Here is a 15,420-nt window from a genome sequence, read left to right as displayed (position 1 = left end):
CGGCTTCTCGGCGTCTTCATCTGACCCTGCGTCGAACGCGGTCGGCCTGAGAGATACCTCCTTGGCCGGCAATTTGCTATTGTCCTCGTTCGCAGCACAATAAGTAGGCTGCGTAAGATGGGCGCGAATGTTTACAGAAATTCTCGATGCGCTTTATGAAGCTGCGTTCATAGCGGAAAAGTGGCCCGCTGTTCTCGGGCAGATCACCAATGTGTCGGCATCAAAAGGCGGTGCGCTCTTTGTATTCGCGGATGGCATGCCGATTCGGGGAAAGGCCGTGGCACAGCTGCAGGATTTGATGGACGAGTTCCTTGAGGACGAAAGCTTGCGCTTGTCCACAGCCGCTGCGCGTATGGGGGCCGTTCGTCCGGCAAGCTTCGTGGATGTAGACAGATTCATGACGGCCGACGAGGTGCGGGATGATCCTATGCGCATTCGGCTGCGCGAGCGTGGCCTGGGCGTGAATGCTTGCGCGGCTATTGCCATGCCCACAGGTGAGATCGCGATGTTTGTTTTCCAGCGCGGGCTCGACGAAGGAGGCTACGAAGAGCACCAGCTTGAAGTCCTCGACAGGATCCGACCCGACATGGCGCGCGCCACGCTCGCGGCAGCCCGGCTTGGTCTTGTGCAGGCGCGCGGCGCCGTCGACGCGTTAGCCAGGATCGGGCTTCCGGCCGCTGTTCTCGCCGCCAACGGGCGGGTTCGGGTGACCAACAGCCTGTTCGACCGCGAGAAGTCGCTTTTTCTGCCGACGGCATTCGGCGGCGTCGCCCTCGCCAACACTGAGAGCAACCGTCTGTTCCAGGCCGCGCTGCAGGCGATGCGTGGCGAACTGCCCCCGCGATCTATCCCTGTCCGGGGCACACCGCCGGCGGTGGTGCATGTCCTTCCGCTCAAACGGAGCGCGCATGACCTTTTCGACGGAGGTGATCTGCTTGTCGTGGCGACGGCGATCTCGGCAAGCGCTCTCGTCCCGTCCCCGACCATCTTGACCGGGCTGTTCGACCTGACACCTGCCGAGGTAAATCTTGTGATCGCGTTGGCCAAGGGACATAGCCTCAAGGCGGCGGCAGCCGAAGCCGGGCTGCAATTCTCAACCGTGCGCACTTACCTCAACCGCGTTTTTCGCAAGACCGGTACAAACCAGCAAAGCCAGCTGGTTGCCCTCCTGAAGTCGGCGCACCCGCTCCCGCGCTGACGAGCCTTCCAGAGGGGGCCCCTTCCTTCGAACGCAGTCCGCCGCTTTCCATCATCATATGATGATAGGCGACGCCCGGTTTTCGCGGCAATTTCTCCTGCGACGCTTGGTGCTGTCCCGCAGACGAGAGCGACGCCGCAATTCGTCCACCAAAGCAAGGCCCGTCGGCAAGGGGGAGTGACGATGCTGGGAAGCATTGTCCGCGGTTCACAATCCGCTGAGAGCCTGCTGAAGCGGGACGACAATCATCGTGCTTGGCGTCGAGCTAATGCCCATCCTTGTGACCTGCAAGAGGATCCCAAGCACGCCGGCATATTCGAGCAGGCGATCCCCCCTGTGTCATCACGCCGAAACGCGCAGCAGATTGGGATCGAACATGGCCAAGTCATGGCGCCAATATCCGGCATACAATCATTCAATTTCCCCAATCAGATCACGGCCCCAGCAATGGGAGCAGCGCTACAGCTGCTTTCGGCCGAATGTCTCCGCTGCGCGTCGCGTTGGCGGTTCCGGTCTGCGGTTTGTCGGCGCAGCAGTCCACCAATCCCGTTTGCCTCGAGGTATAAGACGATGAGAACCATGGCCAGCGCGAAGGGGATCGGCTCCATCGCCGTGCTGCTGATCATAGGCGGTCTGGGCATCGCGCTGCCTGTACGGGCGGCCGATGTCGAAGGTAGTTCCGATCACCCGCTGGTCGGGCGCTACGACGGCTCCGAGATCGTCGGTTACAAGACGACGGAATTCGACGAGGCAAACCTCGTCGAAGCTCCCTTTTCGCCGACGAGCACCAATGGCGGCACTGGCTTCAAGACGGTCGAAGGCCACATCACGCTCATCTACTACACACTGCCACAAGGCCGTTCGACGCTCGAGGTGCTCCGCAACTACGAGGAAGGCCTGAAGGCGAAGGGCTTCTCGGAGGTCTTCACCTGCGCCACCAAGAATGGCTCCTGCTTCGAATCCGGCCAGCCCGAAGGTGGATATCTTCTCGGCCAGGCCGTGGGCGATCCGCTCACCGTTCCCAAGCTTGCGGATGACTACGTTCAGAACTGGTTCCAGGAAGGCGGACGCTACCTCCTCGCCCGGCTCGACCGCCAGGAGGGAGCGGTCTACGCGGCTCTCTATCTTGGTGAAAGCAGCAGCGGCAACGTCGCCGTCGTCCGGGTCGTCGAGACCAAGGAGATGGAGACCGGCAAGATCCGGGTGGTCACCGCGAAGGAGATCGGGACGGCACTCTCCGACACCGGAAAGATTGCGGTCTATGGGATATTGTTCGACTTCGACAAGGACGTCATCAAGCCTGAGTCCAAGCCGGCGCTCGACGAGATCGCGCAGCTACTGACGTCGGAGCCGGACCTGAAGCTGCGCGTCGTCGGCCACACCGACAGCCAGGGCGGCGCAGACTACAATCTCGATCTGTCCCGGCGGCGCGCTGCCAACGTCGTTGCGGCGCTTGTCTCCCAATACGGCATCGCCGCCGATCGCCTCGCCTCTGATGGCGCCGGCATGACGCAACCGGTCGCATCCAATGACACCGAAGAAGGGCGTGCCAAGAACCGCCGCGTCGAACTACAGCGGGACGACCTGGGCGGTGGTGCTTCTGGCGGTAGCGGCGGCGCCGCGGCCAAGTCAAGCAACGCCGGTTAGGCAGGACAAGGCACGTGACAGTAAGCGAGAAGGACCGTCAAATGGCTGCCAAAGAATGCCGGACTGGTGCCGGCGGGTTCCGGCTCCTTCTCCTTTGCATAGCTACCCTGCTTATCTTGGAGTCGCCGGCTTTAGCTGCTTCGAATGTCGACTTCGTGCCCGCGGCAGGCACAAGCAGCGGCAACAAGCACAAGACGCTCAGACCGGCCGGCGGCGATGAGGCCGGGGGAGGCGGCACGCCTCAAACGCCGGCGGATATGGGCGACATGCCGCCGATGCAGCAGGCGGATGGCACCTGCGGCGATGGCAATGCAATGGCGACGGTGGTCATCAACCAGCCGGGCCTCGACAAGCTCAACGTGCGCAGCGGTCCCGGTGGCCAGGTGGTCGGCACAGTGCCGGAAGGCGGCACCGTGTCGGTGGTCGGCCCGTGCGGTGCGATCAGCGGGGCGGCGGGCTTCGCCAAGCCGAAGACGCAGCAAGGCGGCGGCGCCGGAGGTTGGTGCCAGATCAGCGCGCCGGTGCACGGTTGCGTGTCGTCCCAGTTTCTTGCGTTCGGTGGCGACACCGGCCTGTCCGGGGGTGCGGCCGGCTTCGCGAAGCCGAAGAGCAAGCCGCAGGTGCCCGCGGCGGCGGCGGCCGGCTTCTCGGGACGCTGGGCCGCCAATGCCGACAACATCGCTTACAGCTTCTCGCTCAAGCAGAAGGGCAACAGCGTCTCCGGCAACTATCAGGGCGCCGACGGCAGCGCCGGAAATATCAGTGGCAAGATGAGTGGCAACATTCTGCGCTTCTCCTGGGTCCAGAAGGACGGCGCCCGCGGGAGCGGCAAGTTCGTGCTCGCCGACGACGGCCAGTCGTTCGACGGCACCTACAACTTCTCCAACAACCCCGATGCCGTCGAGGGCAGTTGGAACGGGACGCGGCAATGATCGCGAGGACCAGATGTTTTCGTCGGACGCAGCTTCAACCGGTACCCGAAGGAGTTGAGCCATGTCTTTCGAGCGAACGGCGCGCCGCTTGTGGGGGCTCCTCGCGGTATTGACGCTGATGTCTCTTCCCCAACCAGACCCGGCGCATGCCAGCGACTGCACGTCATTCTCAGGCGTCTGTGTGGATGAGCGCCTGACGTTCAACGGGAACTCACGCATCCTCGAGATTACCCTGTGGCCAGATGGAAATACTGACGTCTTTAACATTATCGTGCCCGGACAACCCCAGACGGAATGGAAAACTGGTTCAGTCCTAAGGCTGGCGGTTCAGCCGGATGGCACCGTGAGCTATTCGGCACAGGGTTGCTACGGCGGCAAATATGGACTCTCGTCAAGTTGCGGGAATTGGCGCCAGGTCACGCGACGATTCCCGCCCCTCCATTCTGCCAGCACCGGCGGAAGCGGAGGAGACTCGACTGCCGAAACGGGTGTCGATCGACCGGGACACGATTACGACCGGTTCGACTTGGAGGCTACAATCGCAGGCTTCGGACCCTGCAAATCGGCGTGCGAATCCGACGCAAACTGCAAGGCTTGGACTTACATCAAGCCCGGCGTTCAGGGTCCGAAACCAATATGCTGGCTGAAATCGGCTGTGCCGCCGCCAACGCCGAACGGCTGTTGCGTCTCGGGTGTGAAGGCGGGAACAGCCTCGGCCCCTCCGTCGCCGCCGGAAAAGCCTGTCAAGCACACCGGCAGGGGCAACGCGTGTGTCGCCTACGGCGATCGCATGTCCGCCATTGCCAGCGAGGCGAGCGGTCTTGGCTGTAAATTCGTCCAGATCGCTCCTTGGAACAATCCCCACGCCTATTGGATGCAACGATGCGTGGCGCATTCCGGTGACGGTGTCGCCGATTCCGAGGAGGCTAAAATCAAGCAGCGATTGAATGACTGTAAGACCGGCGGTGGAAGTAGCGCGGCCGCGGCAGATGGCGGTGGTGACCGAGCCGATAACTCCTGTGGCGGCGGGACGGCGACGGTGGTGATCAACCAGCCGGGGCTCGACAAGCTCAATGTCCGCAATGGTCCCGATGGCCAGGTGACCGGCACGGTTCCGGAAGGCCAGGCTGTGTCGGTGACCGGTCCATGCAGCGAGACCGGCGGCGCTGCAGGCATCATCGCAAACAAGCCAAGCGGCGGCGATGGCGGCTGGTGCAGGATCAGCGCGCCGGTGCCCGGCTGCGTCTCAGCCCGGTTTCTGAGGTTCGGCGGCGGGGCAGCCGGGTTCGCCAAGAGCGCGGCGGGGTTCGCGAAGTCGAAGGGAAAGCAGACATCGGAGTCTGCAGCGGCCGGCTTCGGCGGAAGCTGGAGCGCCAACGCCGACAATGTCGCCTACAGCCTCTCGCTGCAGCAGAACGGCAACGGCGTCTCCGGCCGCTACCAAGGTAATGACGGCAGCGCCGGGCAAATCACCGGCAAGGTGAGCGGCAACGTGCTGCGCTTCTCCTGGGTCCAGAAGGACGGCACCCGCGGCAGCGGCAAGTTCACGCTCTCCAGCGATGGCCAGTCGTTCGCGGGCAACTACAATTTCGGCAACAACCCCGACGCGGTCGAGGGCAACTGGAATGGAACGCGGCAGTAGGCAAGGGAGCGCATGATCGAGATAGGTTACATCATCAGTCGATTCCTGCCGCCATTGGCAACATTTGGCGTTCTCCTGCTGCCGGACGGCACGCTGGCCGGAGCCCTCAAGCTCACATGTGGGCGCGCCGATGTCATGAACCCTAGGTGGAGTCTGCCGATGACGTTTGCTTATCCAGGCGGCGACGCCGGCCCCGTTACGGTCACCGGACCATTCGAGGACTTTTCGATCGCTGTTAAGCGATCCTTCACGTCAATTCAGGGTGAGGCCGGCGAGGCTCTGGACGGCACCGCGAAGGTTCGTGTCAAGCTGCCAACTCTCGCCGACCTTGAAGCGTGCATCGAGCAAACCAGCGATCCGGCGTCGAAGCCGGACGACAACGATGCTTTCCTCAACGCGCGCGATGCGTGCCTGCAAAAGCGCGCCCCGGCGCCGGCGGGCGCCGATGTGGTAGAGGGACTGAGCATCGGATTGCTCGCCGACAAGGGCGAGTCGAGCGGCGAGGACGGCTTTGTGGATCTCAGACTCAAATACGAGGGGGGAAAGTCGGGCGCCAGACGGCGCGATAACGGTCGAGCCTCTTCCAGCTCAATGCCTTTTGGAAAAGTGACGTGCCCTGGGGAACAGGTGACGAGTGGGAGCTTCGCCCACAACCTGACTGGATTTCGGCTGCGGTTATCAACGCACCAATTCAACCGGACTTGGAGTGCATCATGCCCCTCATCTCAGTTCTACGGACATCGATCGTCAGCCTTATGGTCATGTCATGCGTGGCAATCGCCACCTCAGCGTCCGCTCGCGATCGTCCGGGAACGCCGACGGATCTGCAAATGGGCGAATCTCGGAATAAAACACAAGATGTGAAAGGGTGGCGCGAAACAATTGACATTGGCCTGCTGTGGAGAAACACGGCGGGGAAGGAATTTAAAATCAGCGGAACAGCCACCGAGCGACACCCTGGATACTTTCCCGAATTGGTCGGCTTCGAGGTTGAGATCACTAAAAATGGCAACAAGTATGCGCCGCCGTCGTATTCGCTTGAGTGCCTGGCGAAGCAGGTAGCCTGTTGGTGCCCGGTTTGTTTTGATTTCCACACCATACCCGCTCCGAACAACGAGGGCACAGTCAATAGAGTCGGCTTCAGGATCAGTGATGTAGATCCAAATACCAAATACTGCTTCAGAGTCAGAGCTCGGAGGAAATCTGACGACGTTGTTTCGGCGAATTGGTCGGGCACATCCTGTATCACGACAGGATCTCTGGCCGCACCGCCACCCCCTCCGCTGCCGGAGAAGCCAATCAAGCACACCGGCAGGGGCAACGCGTGTGTCGCCTATGGCGATCGCATGTCGGCCATTGCCAGCGAGGCGCGCGGCCTTGGCTGTAAATTCGTCCAGACCGCCCCCTGGAACAATCCCCACGCCTATTGGCTGCAGCGATGCGTGGCGCATTCCGGCGACGGTGTCGCCGATTCCGAAGAGGCTAGGTTCAAGCAGCGATTGAATGACTGTAAGGCCGGCGGTGGAAGTAGCGCCGCCGCGGCGGGTGACGGTGGTGGCGGGGCCGATGCCTCCTGTGGCGGCGGGACGGCGACGGTGGTGATCAACCAGCCGGGGCTGGATAAGCTCAATGTCCGCAATGCTCCCGATGGCCAGGTGACCGGCACGGTTCCGGAAGGCCAGGCTGTGTCGGTGGCCGGTCCGTGCGGCAAGACCGGCGGCGCTGCAGGCATCATCGCAAACAAGCAAGGCGGCGGCGATGGCGGTTGGTGCCGGATCAGCGCGCCGGTGTCCGGCTGCGTCTCTGCCCGGTTCCTGAAGTTCGGCGGCGGGGCAGCCGGATTCGCCAAGAGCGCGGCGGGGTTCGCCAAGTCGAAGGGAACGCAGGCATCGGCGACGGCCGGCTTCGGCGGAAGCTGGAGCGCCAACGCCGATAACGTCGCCTACAGCCTCTCGCTGCAGCAGAACGGCAACGGCGTCTCCGGCCGCTACCAAGGTAATGACGGCAGCGCCGGGCAAATCACCGGCAAGGTGAGCGGCAACGTGCTGCGCTTCTCCTGGGTCCAGAAGGACGGCACCAGAGGCAGCGGTAAGTTCGTGCTCTCCAGCGACGGCCAGTCGTTCGCGGGCGGCTACGATTTCGGCAACAATCCCGACACCGTCGAAGGCAGCTGGAACGGAACGCGGCAGTAGCCGCATTGCAAGGGGAGGCGGCAAGTCATGGGTAGGCTCGCGGCGATCTTTGTGATGCCCTGCATCTATGCGCTTGCGAGCTCACCCGAGCTGGCCGGTGGTTATGATGGGAGCCGCAATGACGCGGCCGGCTCGCGGGTCGGCGTAATCGCTGAAGGCTCGGGTGATCGAAATGGTTGCGCAGAGTTCAACGGTGGCCGTGACGGGCGGACTATGCGGCTCTTCGCGGCTTCCTGCGCTCGCCGCCTTATCCGGAGGGTAGCGTGATGTGGGACTTCTCGGTCGCCAGATCCGGGGCGATCATGCTCAGGACATGGCCATTCATTCTTTTCCGCATGATCGTCTATTTCGCCATGACGCTCGCCTATATAGCGGCGACGGGCGCAGGCGCCAGCATCGGCTGGGGTGTTGGCCACATCTTCGCCGATGGCGGGCCGGAAGGCACGGCCTTTTGCGGCGGCATCCTTGGCTTCGCACTAGTTTCCATCGCAGTCTACTGGATCCGCGAATACATCCTCTATGTGCTTAAGGCTAGCCACATCGCCGTCATGGTCCATCTGCTCGACGGTCGCGATGTGCCGGGCGGACAGACCCAGATCGCCTATGCGAAAGCGGTCGTGACGCAGCGCTTCGCGGAAGCCAACATCCTCTTCGCCGTCGACCAATTGGTAAAGGGAGCGATCCGCGCCGTCACCAGTCTGCTCGGCGGCATCGCCGCCTTCCTGCCGGGGCTCGACGGGCTGGTGCGCTTCGCCAATACGGTGATCCGCATCTCGCTGACCTATGTCGACGAGATCATCCTCGGCTACAATATCCGCATGGACTCGTCCTCGCCCTTCGAGACTGCCCGGCAGGGCGTGGTGCTTTATGCCCAGAACGGCACGAAGATGGTCAAGAACGCGGTGTGGCTGGCGCTGATCCTGTGGGGCGTCACCTTCGTCATCTTCCTGCTCATGCTGGCACCGGCGGGCGCGGTCGTCTACTTCCTGCCAAGCCATTTAAGCGGCTGGGGCTTCGTTCTGGCCATCGTTTTCGCCTGGGCGCTGAAGGCGGCTTTTGTGGAGCCCTTCGCCATCGCCTCGCTGATGCAGGTTTATTTCAAGACTATCGAGGGCCAGACACCCAATCCCGAATGGGACCACAGGCTCTCCGAGGCGTCGCGCCAGTTCCGCGAGTTGAAAGAAAAGGCGATGTCGCCTTTCGGCGGAAGGCCGGCAGGGCCAGCGCTGCAGCCGAGGATATGAGGGATCAATGTCATGCTGGCATTTATCGGCGGCATCGCTTCGACCACCGTCTTCTACCGCGGCGGCTTCCTTGAGGAGAAAAATAGCTGGACGCTATCAGAGTGCGGGGCTATTCGCCAACGATGGGTGACGTCAGTCGTGGTTGATCGGCAGGGGCCTGCCCCGCTTCACATGGTTGCGTCCGACGTGCACTATTCTAGGACACCGGGGCGCTCCTCGGCCCCATGCAGTTGGATTGTACCGACCGCCTTCATCACTGCCGAAAAAAGCGCCCGACTGACCGCGAGATCAAGCCATCAGCCGCATGTCTTAGGTACAAACTGTTACCTATGTCTCCGGGCCGTACAGGTTTGAAGTGGTAGCGGGAGAGGGACTTGAACCCCCGACCCCAGGATTATGATTCCCGTGCTCTAACCAACTGAGCTACCCCGCCAGGGCGGCGACAGGCCCGAAATCCGCCTTAAATCGAAAGGCATTTCGAGGCGTTCGCCAAGGTCGCGCGGATATAAGGTTGGGAGGGCGAGCCTGTCAAGCTTCGATGCATTCGATATCGGCGCATATTCTCCATGGAGAAAAGCTTTGCCGCGCGAACACCTGCTTGCAGCCGCCGGGGTTGAGTTCGACGGGGCACGTCGCTATGTCTCGGCCACGAGTTTTTAGAGTTTGAAACAGATGAAGCCGCGCATTGCAGTCCTCGGTTGCGGATACTGGGGCTCCAACCACATCCGCACCCTCAAGGCGCTCGGCGCGTTGCACGCGGTTTCCGACACCAATCGTGCCCGCGCCGAAGGTTTCGCCAGCGAACAGGACTGCCTGGCGATCGCGCCGGACCAGCTGTTTGTCCGCGATGACATCGACGCCATCATCATGGCCTTGCCGCCGCAGTTCCATGCCAATCTTGCCGTGCGCGCCGTCGAGAATGGCAAGGACGTGCTGGTGGAAAAGCCGATCGCGCTGACGGTGCCGGATGCCGAGCGCGCGGTGCGGGCGGCCAAGGACAATGGCCGCGTGTTCATGGTCGGTCATGTCCTGCGTTTCCATCCCGCCTTCGAGACGCTCAAACAGCTGATCGACAAGGGCGAACTCGGCGAGGTACGCTACATCCATTCGCACCGGCTGGGGCTCGGCAAGTTCCACACCGAGAACGATGCGCTATGGGACCTCGCGCCGCACGATCTGTCGATGATCCTGGCCATCACCGGCACCGAGCCGATCGAGGTGCGCGGCGAGGGGGCGGCACTCCTCGACAATCTCAGCGATTTCGCGCATCTGCATATGCGCTTTCCCAACGGCCTGCGCAGCCATCTTTTCACGTCGCGGCTCAACCCCTATCGCGAGCGGCGGCTGACCGTGGTCGGCACCAAGGCGATGGCGGTGTTCGACGATGTCGAGCCATGGGAGCGCAAGCTCGCCGTCTATCGCCACGCCGTGTGGCAGGACAGCGGCCAGTGGGCGTTCACCACCAATGAGCCGTCCTATGTCGCGGTTGCCCAGGGCATGCCGCTGACGCGCGAACTGGAGCATTTCATCCAGTGCATCGGGACGCGCGCCGAACCACGCACCAGCGGCGAGGAGGCGATCAGGGTGTTGCGCATCCTGACGGCGGGCACCGTCACCCACACCAAATCCACATCCTGAGGGAGGGCCGCGTCGTACCTCTGGTGCGACGGACAGGGAGAGCTACTCGGCGGGAATTTGCGCCGGCTTTTCGGCGAGCCGGCTCAGCATCGCTTCGGCTTCGGCGCCGCGCTCTGAGCGCACGATGAAGCCGCCGCCGAAAACGCGGGCCTCGTTGCCATCGTCGGAATAGAGCACGCAGGCCTGTCCGGGCGCGATGCCCGATTCGCCATCGGCCAGCTCGACCGAGGTCACGCCTGCCTCGTGGCGCAGCACGGCCGGCCGTGGCGGTCTGGTCGAGCGCACCTTGGCGAACAGCTCGATGCCGCCGGCGGGCACATCGGCGAGCGCGCCGTCTCCCAGCCAGTTCATGTCGCGCAGATAGATCTTGTGCGTCTCCAGCGCCTCGCGCGGGCCGACCACGACACGGGCGCGCTCGGCGTCAAGATGGACGACATAGAGCGGCTCGCCGGACGCGATGCCGATGCCACGGCGCTGGCCGATCGTGTAGCGCAGAATGCCCTCGTGGCGGCCGAGCACGCGGCCGTCGATATGGACGATGTCGCCCGGGTTGGCGGCAGCCGGCTTCAGCTTGGCTATGATGTCGGAATATTTGCCCTGCGGCACGAAGCAGATGTCCTGGCTGTCCTGCTTGGCGGCGACCGTCAGCCCCATCTCCTCGGCGATGGCGCGAACCTGCGGCTTCGACAGGCCGCCGAGCGGAAAGCGCAGATAATCGATCTGCGCCTGCGTGGTGGCGAACAGGAAATAGCTCTGGTCGCGGTCGGCGTCGACCGGCCGGTAGAGGGCGCGGTGGGCGCCATTGGCCCCGGAGCGGATGTAGTGGCCGGTGGCCAGCGCGTCGGCGCCGAGATCCTTGGCCGTGGCCAGGAGATCGGCGAATTTGACCGTCTGGTTGCAGGAAACGCAAGGAATGGGCGTCTCGCCGGCGACATAGCTTTCGGCGAAGGGGTCGATGACCGCCTTGCGGAACCGCTCCTCATAATCGAGCACATAATGCGGAATACCCAGCGTCTCGGAGACGCGGCGGGCATCGTCGATGTCCTGGCCGGCGCAGCATGATCCGGCCCGATGCGTTGCCGCGCCATGATCGTAGAGCTGCAAGGTGACGCCGACGACATCATAGCCCTCGCGTTTCAACAGGCCGGCGACCACGGATGAATCGACGCCGCCCGACATGGCGACGACAATGCGGGTCTCTTCGGGACGTCTGGGAAGGTCGAGACTGTTCATGGTGCTTTCATTCTGCGGCAGCTCAAATGCCAATGTCGAGAATATAGGTCAAGCTTTCATGCGGCGCCAGCTTGCAGGACAACCCGCGGCGCGTGGCGGACGCTGTGAGTGGGTACATTCCTTCCGGCTAAACAGGGTTTCCAGCCGGATATTTCAAATGCCCGCTAAAAGACTAACGCGGCGTTCACGATCCTTACCTAGTCATTAGGGTCTGCTTAGGCAATTTTTAAAGCTGTGGCGGTAACGTGGCGGGGATTGGGTCTTTGAGTTTTTTGTAGAGAGTACGATGACCGATCTGGTTAGACCTAGAGTCAAATACGTTATCGGGCCTGACGGCAGCCCTCTTACGATTGCCGATCTGCCGCCGACGAACACGCGTCGCTGGGTTATCCGGCGCAAGGCGGAAGTGGTTGCAGCGGTGCGCGGCGGACTTTTGAGCCTTGAAGAGGCATGCCAGCGCTACAAGCTGACCACGGAGGAATTCCTGTCCTGGCAAGCGTCGATCGACGAATACGGCCTTGCCGGGCTGCGCACCACGCGCATCCAGCAATACCGGCACTAGGCCGGTCTCACCATGATCGAAGGGCGCGGCATGCCGCGCCCTTTTGCTTTCGGCGTCGCCGCTCAGACCGTCAGCGCTACCTTGCCGATCGGCTTGGTGGCGAGAAAGGCGTGGGCGGCTCCAGCCTGATCGAGCGGAAAAATCCTGGCCACGTGGACCGCAAGCTTTTGCGCGTCGATCAACCCGGCGAGCTCAACCAGGCCCTCTCGGTCGGGCACGACCGACATGCGCTCGACCCTGATATCGCGCGAACTGGCGTCGGCGCGCGTGGCGTCGTTGACGTTGAGCAATGATACCAGCACGCCGCCGGGCTTCAGCACCTTCAGCGAGCGATCGGCATGGTCGCCGCCCACCGGCTCCAGCACCAGGTCGATGTCGCTGATCTGGCTGGTGAAATCACCCTTGGTGTAGTCGATCACCTCATCGGCGCCGAGCTTGTGTACGAAGTCGAGCTTGCCCGGGCTGGCCGTGGCGACGACGTAAGCACCACGCGCCTTGGCGATCTGCACGGCCAGATGGCCAACGCCGCCAGCTCCGGCGTGCACCAGCACGCGCTGGCCTGATTTCAGTCGGCCATGGCGGACAAGACCTTGCCAGGCGGTGAGACCGGCCAGCGGCAATGCGCCGGCCTGGATGTGGTCCGCCCGCGTCGGCTTCAGCGCGATCTCATCGGCCGGCACGGCCGCCAGTTCGGCATAGGCCGCCGCTTGCTTGGGGAAGCGCGGCATGCCGAACACTTCGTCGCCGACCTTGAAGCTGGTAACGCCGGCGCCCAGTGCCTCGACCGTCCCCGAAATATCCCAGCCAAGGATGAAGGGTGGCTCGCCGAGCAGCGGATAGTTGCCCGCGCGCACCGCGCCATCGACCGGATTGATGCCGGCCGCCTTGACGCGGACCAGCACCTCGCCGGCCTTCGGTGTGGGATCGGGCAATTCGGCGGTGACAAGAACGTCCGGCCCGCCAACGGAATTCTGGGTTACGGCACGCATGAAATCTCTCCTGCTTGATTAACGCCACTATCATTTGGAGAGTAAGGGCCTATTGTCCAGTATGCACCTTTTTGATATATAGGCACCTCATGGATAGTGATTGCGACTCCCCCCTTGGCTACGACGCGTTCCGGCGGACATGTCCGTCGCATACCGTTTTGGAGATGCTGGCCAGCAAATGGGTCTATCTGGTGGTCTGCGCGCTGCGCAACGGCCGGCAGCGCAATGGCGCGCTTGCCCGCAAGCTCGAAGGCATCACGCCCAAGATGCTGACCCAGACCTTGCGTGTGCTGGAGCGTGATGGCCTGGTGCGGCGAGAGGTCTATCCGGTCATTCCGCCGCGCGTCGAATATGAACTGACCGAGCTCGGCCTGAACCTGGCGGGACTGCTTACCCAGATCAGATCATGGGCGGAGCAGCATGCCCCCGATATCAAGGATGCCCGCGCAAGGGCGATCGCCGGAAACGAGGTGGACTGGGCGGCCTAGGTCTTGCGTGCCACCCGCGCTTTCGTGGCGGCCGCCGGCGCCGGAATTCAGGCTGTCGCCCGACAGTGTGCGCGCTTGTGCGCGCGCCAAATAGCGCCGATGTCGGCTGGTTCAGCCGATCATGGCGCTGCGGCCACCGGTTTCGGCCTCGCGAATCTTGGTATCGCGCGATTCCAGCATCTCAGCCTTGGAAAGCTCCGCTTCAGCTTCGCCGAGTAATGATTCGGCGGCGCTTCGCTGCTGGGCGAGGTCGCCTTGCGAGTTCCTGAGATTGTCGCGGCGCAGGCGCGCGGCCTTGGCGAAGGTCGGATAGGCGAAATGATTGATATCTGTGATGCCGGCTTTCTTTTCCTCGGCGGTGATCTGAAGCTCCAGTTCGACGGCCATGCGCTCGAACTCGGCGATCATCATGTCGAGTTGCAGCATCTGGCGACGCTTCTCATTCACCTGAAACTGTTTCAGCCGAACGAGGTTTTCACGTGACTTCATGATTCGGTACTCCCGGAAACGCACACCCGCACATATCGTCCAAACCACTTGGAAAGGCCCAAGCGCTGCCCGTATCCACCGGCTTTCCCCGCACTATAGGAAACAAAACCCTAAAGTTTTTTGCCGACGGTAACCATTCGTTTACGGGCATTGTTAATCATACGTGTCAGGGCTTAAGGCCGGGTAAAAATTCCGGCCGCCGAAGCGAAGCCGCGTCGATGAGTCCCTGGAGTCACTTAGTCCAGGTTATTAATGTGTCGCATTAGGAATTTTGGTCTGTGATTCGTTATTAGATTCAAGAGGGTGTAGAAAGGGGTTAAAAAATCTGATACCGTACTGGACGGGAAATTAGGTTTTGTTAACCATTCGATGGCAGCCTCTATACAAGGCAACCACTGCTCCGGGGCAGGACGGGTCGTGAAATGGTCCGGCGGCAGAAAAGGGGAATGAAATGCGTGTTCTGCTGATAGAAGATGACAGTGCAACCGCACAAAGCATCGAGTTGATGCTGAAATCGGAAAGTTTCAACGTCTATACGACAGACCTCGGCGAAGAGGGTGTCGATCTGGGCAAGCTCTACGACTACGACATCATCCTTCTCGACCTCAACCTGCCAGACATGTCCGGCTACGAGGTCTTGAGAACGCTTCGCCTCTCCAAGGTGAAGACGCCCATCCTGATCCTCTCCGGCATGGCCGGCATCGAGGACAAGGTACGCGGCCTCGGTTTCGGTGCTGACGACTACATGACCAAGCCGTTCCACAAGGACGAACTGGTGGCGCGCATTCACGCCATCGTGCGCCGCTCCAAGGGTCACGCCCAGTCGGTCATCACCACGGGCGATCTGGTCGTCAACCTCGACGCCAAGACCGTCGAGGTCGGTGGCCAGCGCGTGCACCTCACCGGCAAGGAATACCAGATGCTGGAGCTGCTCTCGCTGCGCAAGGGCACCACCCTCACCAAGGAAATGTTCCTCAACCACCTCTATGGCGGCATGGACGAGCCGGAACTGAAGATCATCGACGTCTTCATCTGCAAGCTGCGCAAGAAGCTCGACGCGGCGTCCGGTGGCCAGAACTACATCGAGACCGTCTGGGGCCGCGGCTATGTGCTGCGCGAACCGGAAGACATCCGCGTCAGCGCCTGAGCGCGGCCGGCAGAGCTTT

General features: G+C 62.3%; 14 protein-coding genes and 1 tRNA gene. 11 read left to right on the top strand and 4 right to left on the bottom strand.

Annotated elements, in window-relative coordinates:
- Positions 1 to 127 precede the first annotated feature (127 nt).
- From O7A60_RS08820 to O7A60_RS08790, 7 genes are all read left to right on the top strand, one after another.
- The gene (locus tag O7A60_RS08820; protein ID WP_337105907.1) at positions 128 to 1,198 is read left to right on the top strand and encodes a helix-turn-helix transcriptional regulator; all 1,071 of its coding nucleotides are present in this window, start codon (positions 128 to 130) and stop codon (positions 1,196 to 1,198) included.
- Positions 1,199 to 1,777: 579 nt separating this feature from the next.
- Entirely contained in the window at positions 1,778 to 2,845 is a 1,068-nt protein-coding gene (locus O7A60_RS08815; protein WP_337105906.1) for an OmpA family protein, read from the top strand.
- Between the two features lie 41 nt (positions 2,846 to 2,886).
- Positions 2,887 to 3,777, top strand: coding sequence for an SH3 domain-containing protein (locus O7A60_RS08810; protein ID WP_337105905.1), 891 nt, complete (start codon positions 2,887 to 2,889; stop codon positions 3,775 to 3,777).
- Between the two features lie 61 nt (positions 3,778 to 3,838).
- Positions 3,839 to 5,419, top strand: a complete 1,581-nt coding sequence (locus O7A60_RS08805) for a PAN domain-containing protein (RefSeq protein ID WP_337105904.1) — start codon at positions 3,839 to 3,841, stop codon at positions 5,417 to 5,419.
- A gap of 12 nt (positions 5,420 to 5,431) precedes the next feature.
- Positions 5,432 to 6,283 carry a hypothetical protein gene (locus tag O7A60_RS08800; RefSeq protein ID WP_337105903.1) on the top strand — a complete coding sequence of 284 codons (852 nt, stop codon included), beginning with the start codon at positions 5,432 to 5,434 and terminating at the stop codon, positions 6,281 to 6,283.
- Entirely contained in the window at positions 6,250 to 7,611 is a 1,362-nt protein-coding gene (locus O7A60_RS08795) for a hypothetical protein (protein ID WP_337105902.1), read from the top strand. Before O7A60_RS08800 ends, O7A60_RS08795 begins: the two co-directional genes overlap by 34 nt.
- A gap of 266 nt (positions 7,612 to 7,877) precedes the next feature.
- The gene (locus O7A60_RS08790; RefSeq protein WP_337106054.1) at positions 7,878 to 8,855 is read left to right on the top strand and encodes a hypothetical protein; all 978 of its coding nucleotides are present in this window, start codon (positions 7,878 to 7,880) and stop codon (positions 8,853 to 8,855) included.
- 356 nt (positions 8,856 to 9,211) lie between these two features.
- On the opposite strand, the gene O7A60_RS08785 is transcribed toward O7A60_RS08790, so the two are convergent.
- Positions 9,212 to 9,288 (bottom strand) — tRNA-Met (locus tag O7A60_RS08785).
- A gap of 239 nt (positions 9,289 to 9,527) precedes the next feature.
- On the opposite strand from O7A60_RS08785, the gene O7A60_RS08780 reads away from it, so the two are divergent.
- Positions 9,528 to 10,493, top strand: coding sequence for a Gfo/Idh/MocA family protein (locus O7A60_RS08780; protein ID WP_337105901.1), 966 nt, complete (start codon positions 9,528 to 9,530; stop codon positions 10,491 to 10,493).
- A gap of 42 nt (positions 10,494 to 10,535) precedes the next feature.
- Here O7A60_RS08780 and mnmA read toward each other — a convergent pair whose 3' ends face one another.
- Positions 10,536 to 11,726: a tRNA 2-thiouridine(34) synthase MnmA gene (mnmA, locus tag O7A60_RS08775; RefSeq protein ID WP_027146757.1), complete on the bottom strand. Its 1,191-nt coding sequence runs from the start codon at positions 11,724 to 11,726 to the stop codon at positions 10,536 to 10,538.
- A gap of 286 nt (positions 11,727 to 12,012) precedes the next feature.
- Here mnmA and sciP point away from each other — a divergent pair, with 286 nt between their 5' ends.
- Positions 12,013 to 12,288 carry a CtrA inhibitor SciP gene (gene sciP, locus O7A60_RS08770; RefSeq protein WP_006203587.1) on the top strand — a complete coding sequence of 92 codons (276 nt, stop codon included), beginning with the start codon at positions 12,013 to 12,015 and terminating at the stop codon, positions 12,286 to 12,288.
- Between the two features lie 62 nt (positions 12,289 to 12,350).
- Here sciP and O7A60_RS08765 read toward each other — a convergent pair whose 3' ends face one another.
- The gene (locus tag O7A60_RS08765) at positions 12,351 to 13,277 is read right to left on the bottom strand and encodes an NADP-dependent oxidoreductase (protein ID WP_337105899.1); all 927 of its coding nucleotides are present in this window, start codon (positions 13,275 to 13,277) and stop codon (positions 12,351 to 12,353) included.
- A gap of 89 nt (positions 13,278 to 13,366) precedes the next feature.
- Between O7A60_RS08765 and O7A60_RS08760 the strand changes: the two genes are divergently transcribed.
- Complete coding sequence (locus O7A60_RS08760; RefSeq protein ID WP_140770061.1) at positions 13,367 to 13,765, top strand: winged helix-turn-helix transcriptional regulator; 399 nt, start codon at positions 13,367 to 13,369, stop codon at positions 13,763 to 13,765.
- 111 nt (positions 13,766 to 13,876) lie between these two features.
- Here the strand turns inward: O7A60_RS08760 and O7A60_RS08755 are convergent, their stop codons facing one another.
- Positions 13,877 to 14,254 carry a flagellar export protein FliJ gene (locus tag O7A60_RS08755; protein ID WP_027146385.1) on the bottom strand — a complete coding sequence of 126 codons (378 nt, stop codon included), beginning with the start codon at positions 14,252 to 14,254 and terminating at the stop codon, positions 13,877 to 13,879.
- A gap of 451 nt (positions 14,255 to 14,705) precedes the next feature.
- Between O7A60_RS08755 and ctrA the strand changes: the two genes are divergently transcribed.
- Positions 14,706 to 15,401 carry a response regulator transcription factor CtrA gene (gene ctrA, locus O7A60_RS08750; RefSeq protein WP_006203583.1) on the top strand — a complete coding sequence of 232 codons (696 nt, stop codon included), beginning with the start codon at positions 14,706 to 14,708 and terminating at the stop codon, positions 15,399 to 15,401.
- Positions 15,402 to 15,420 lie beyond the last annotated feature (19 nt).

This window comes from Mesorhizobium salmacidum (SeqCode) (assembly GCF_037179605.1).
GTDB lineage: Bacteria > Pseudomonadota > Alphaproteobacteria > Rhizobiales > Rhizobiaceae > Mesorhizobium > Mesorhizobium salmacidum.
The sequence above is the reverse complement of the archived record's forward strand: the minus strand, read 5'-3'. Positions and strand labels throughout refer to the sequence as shown.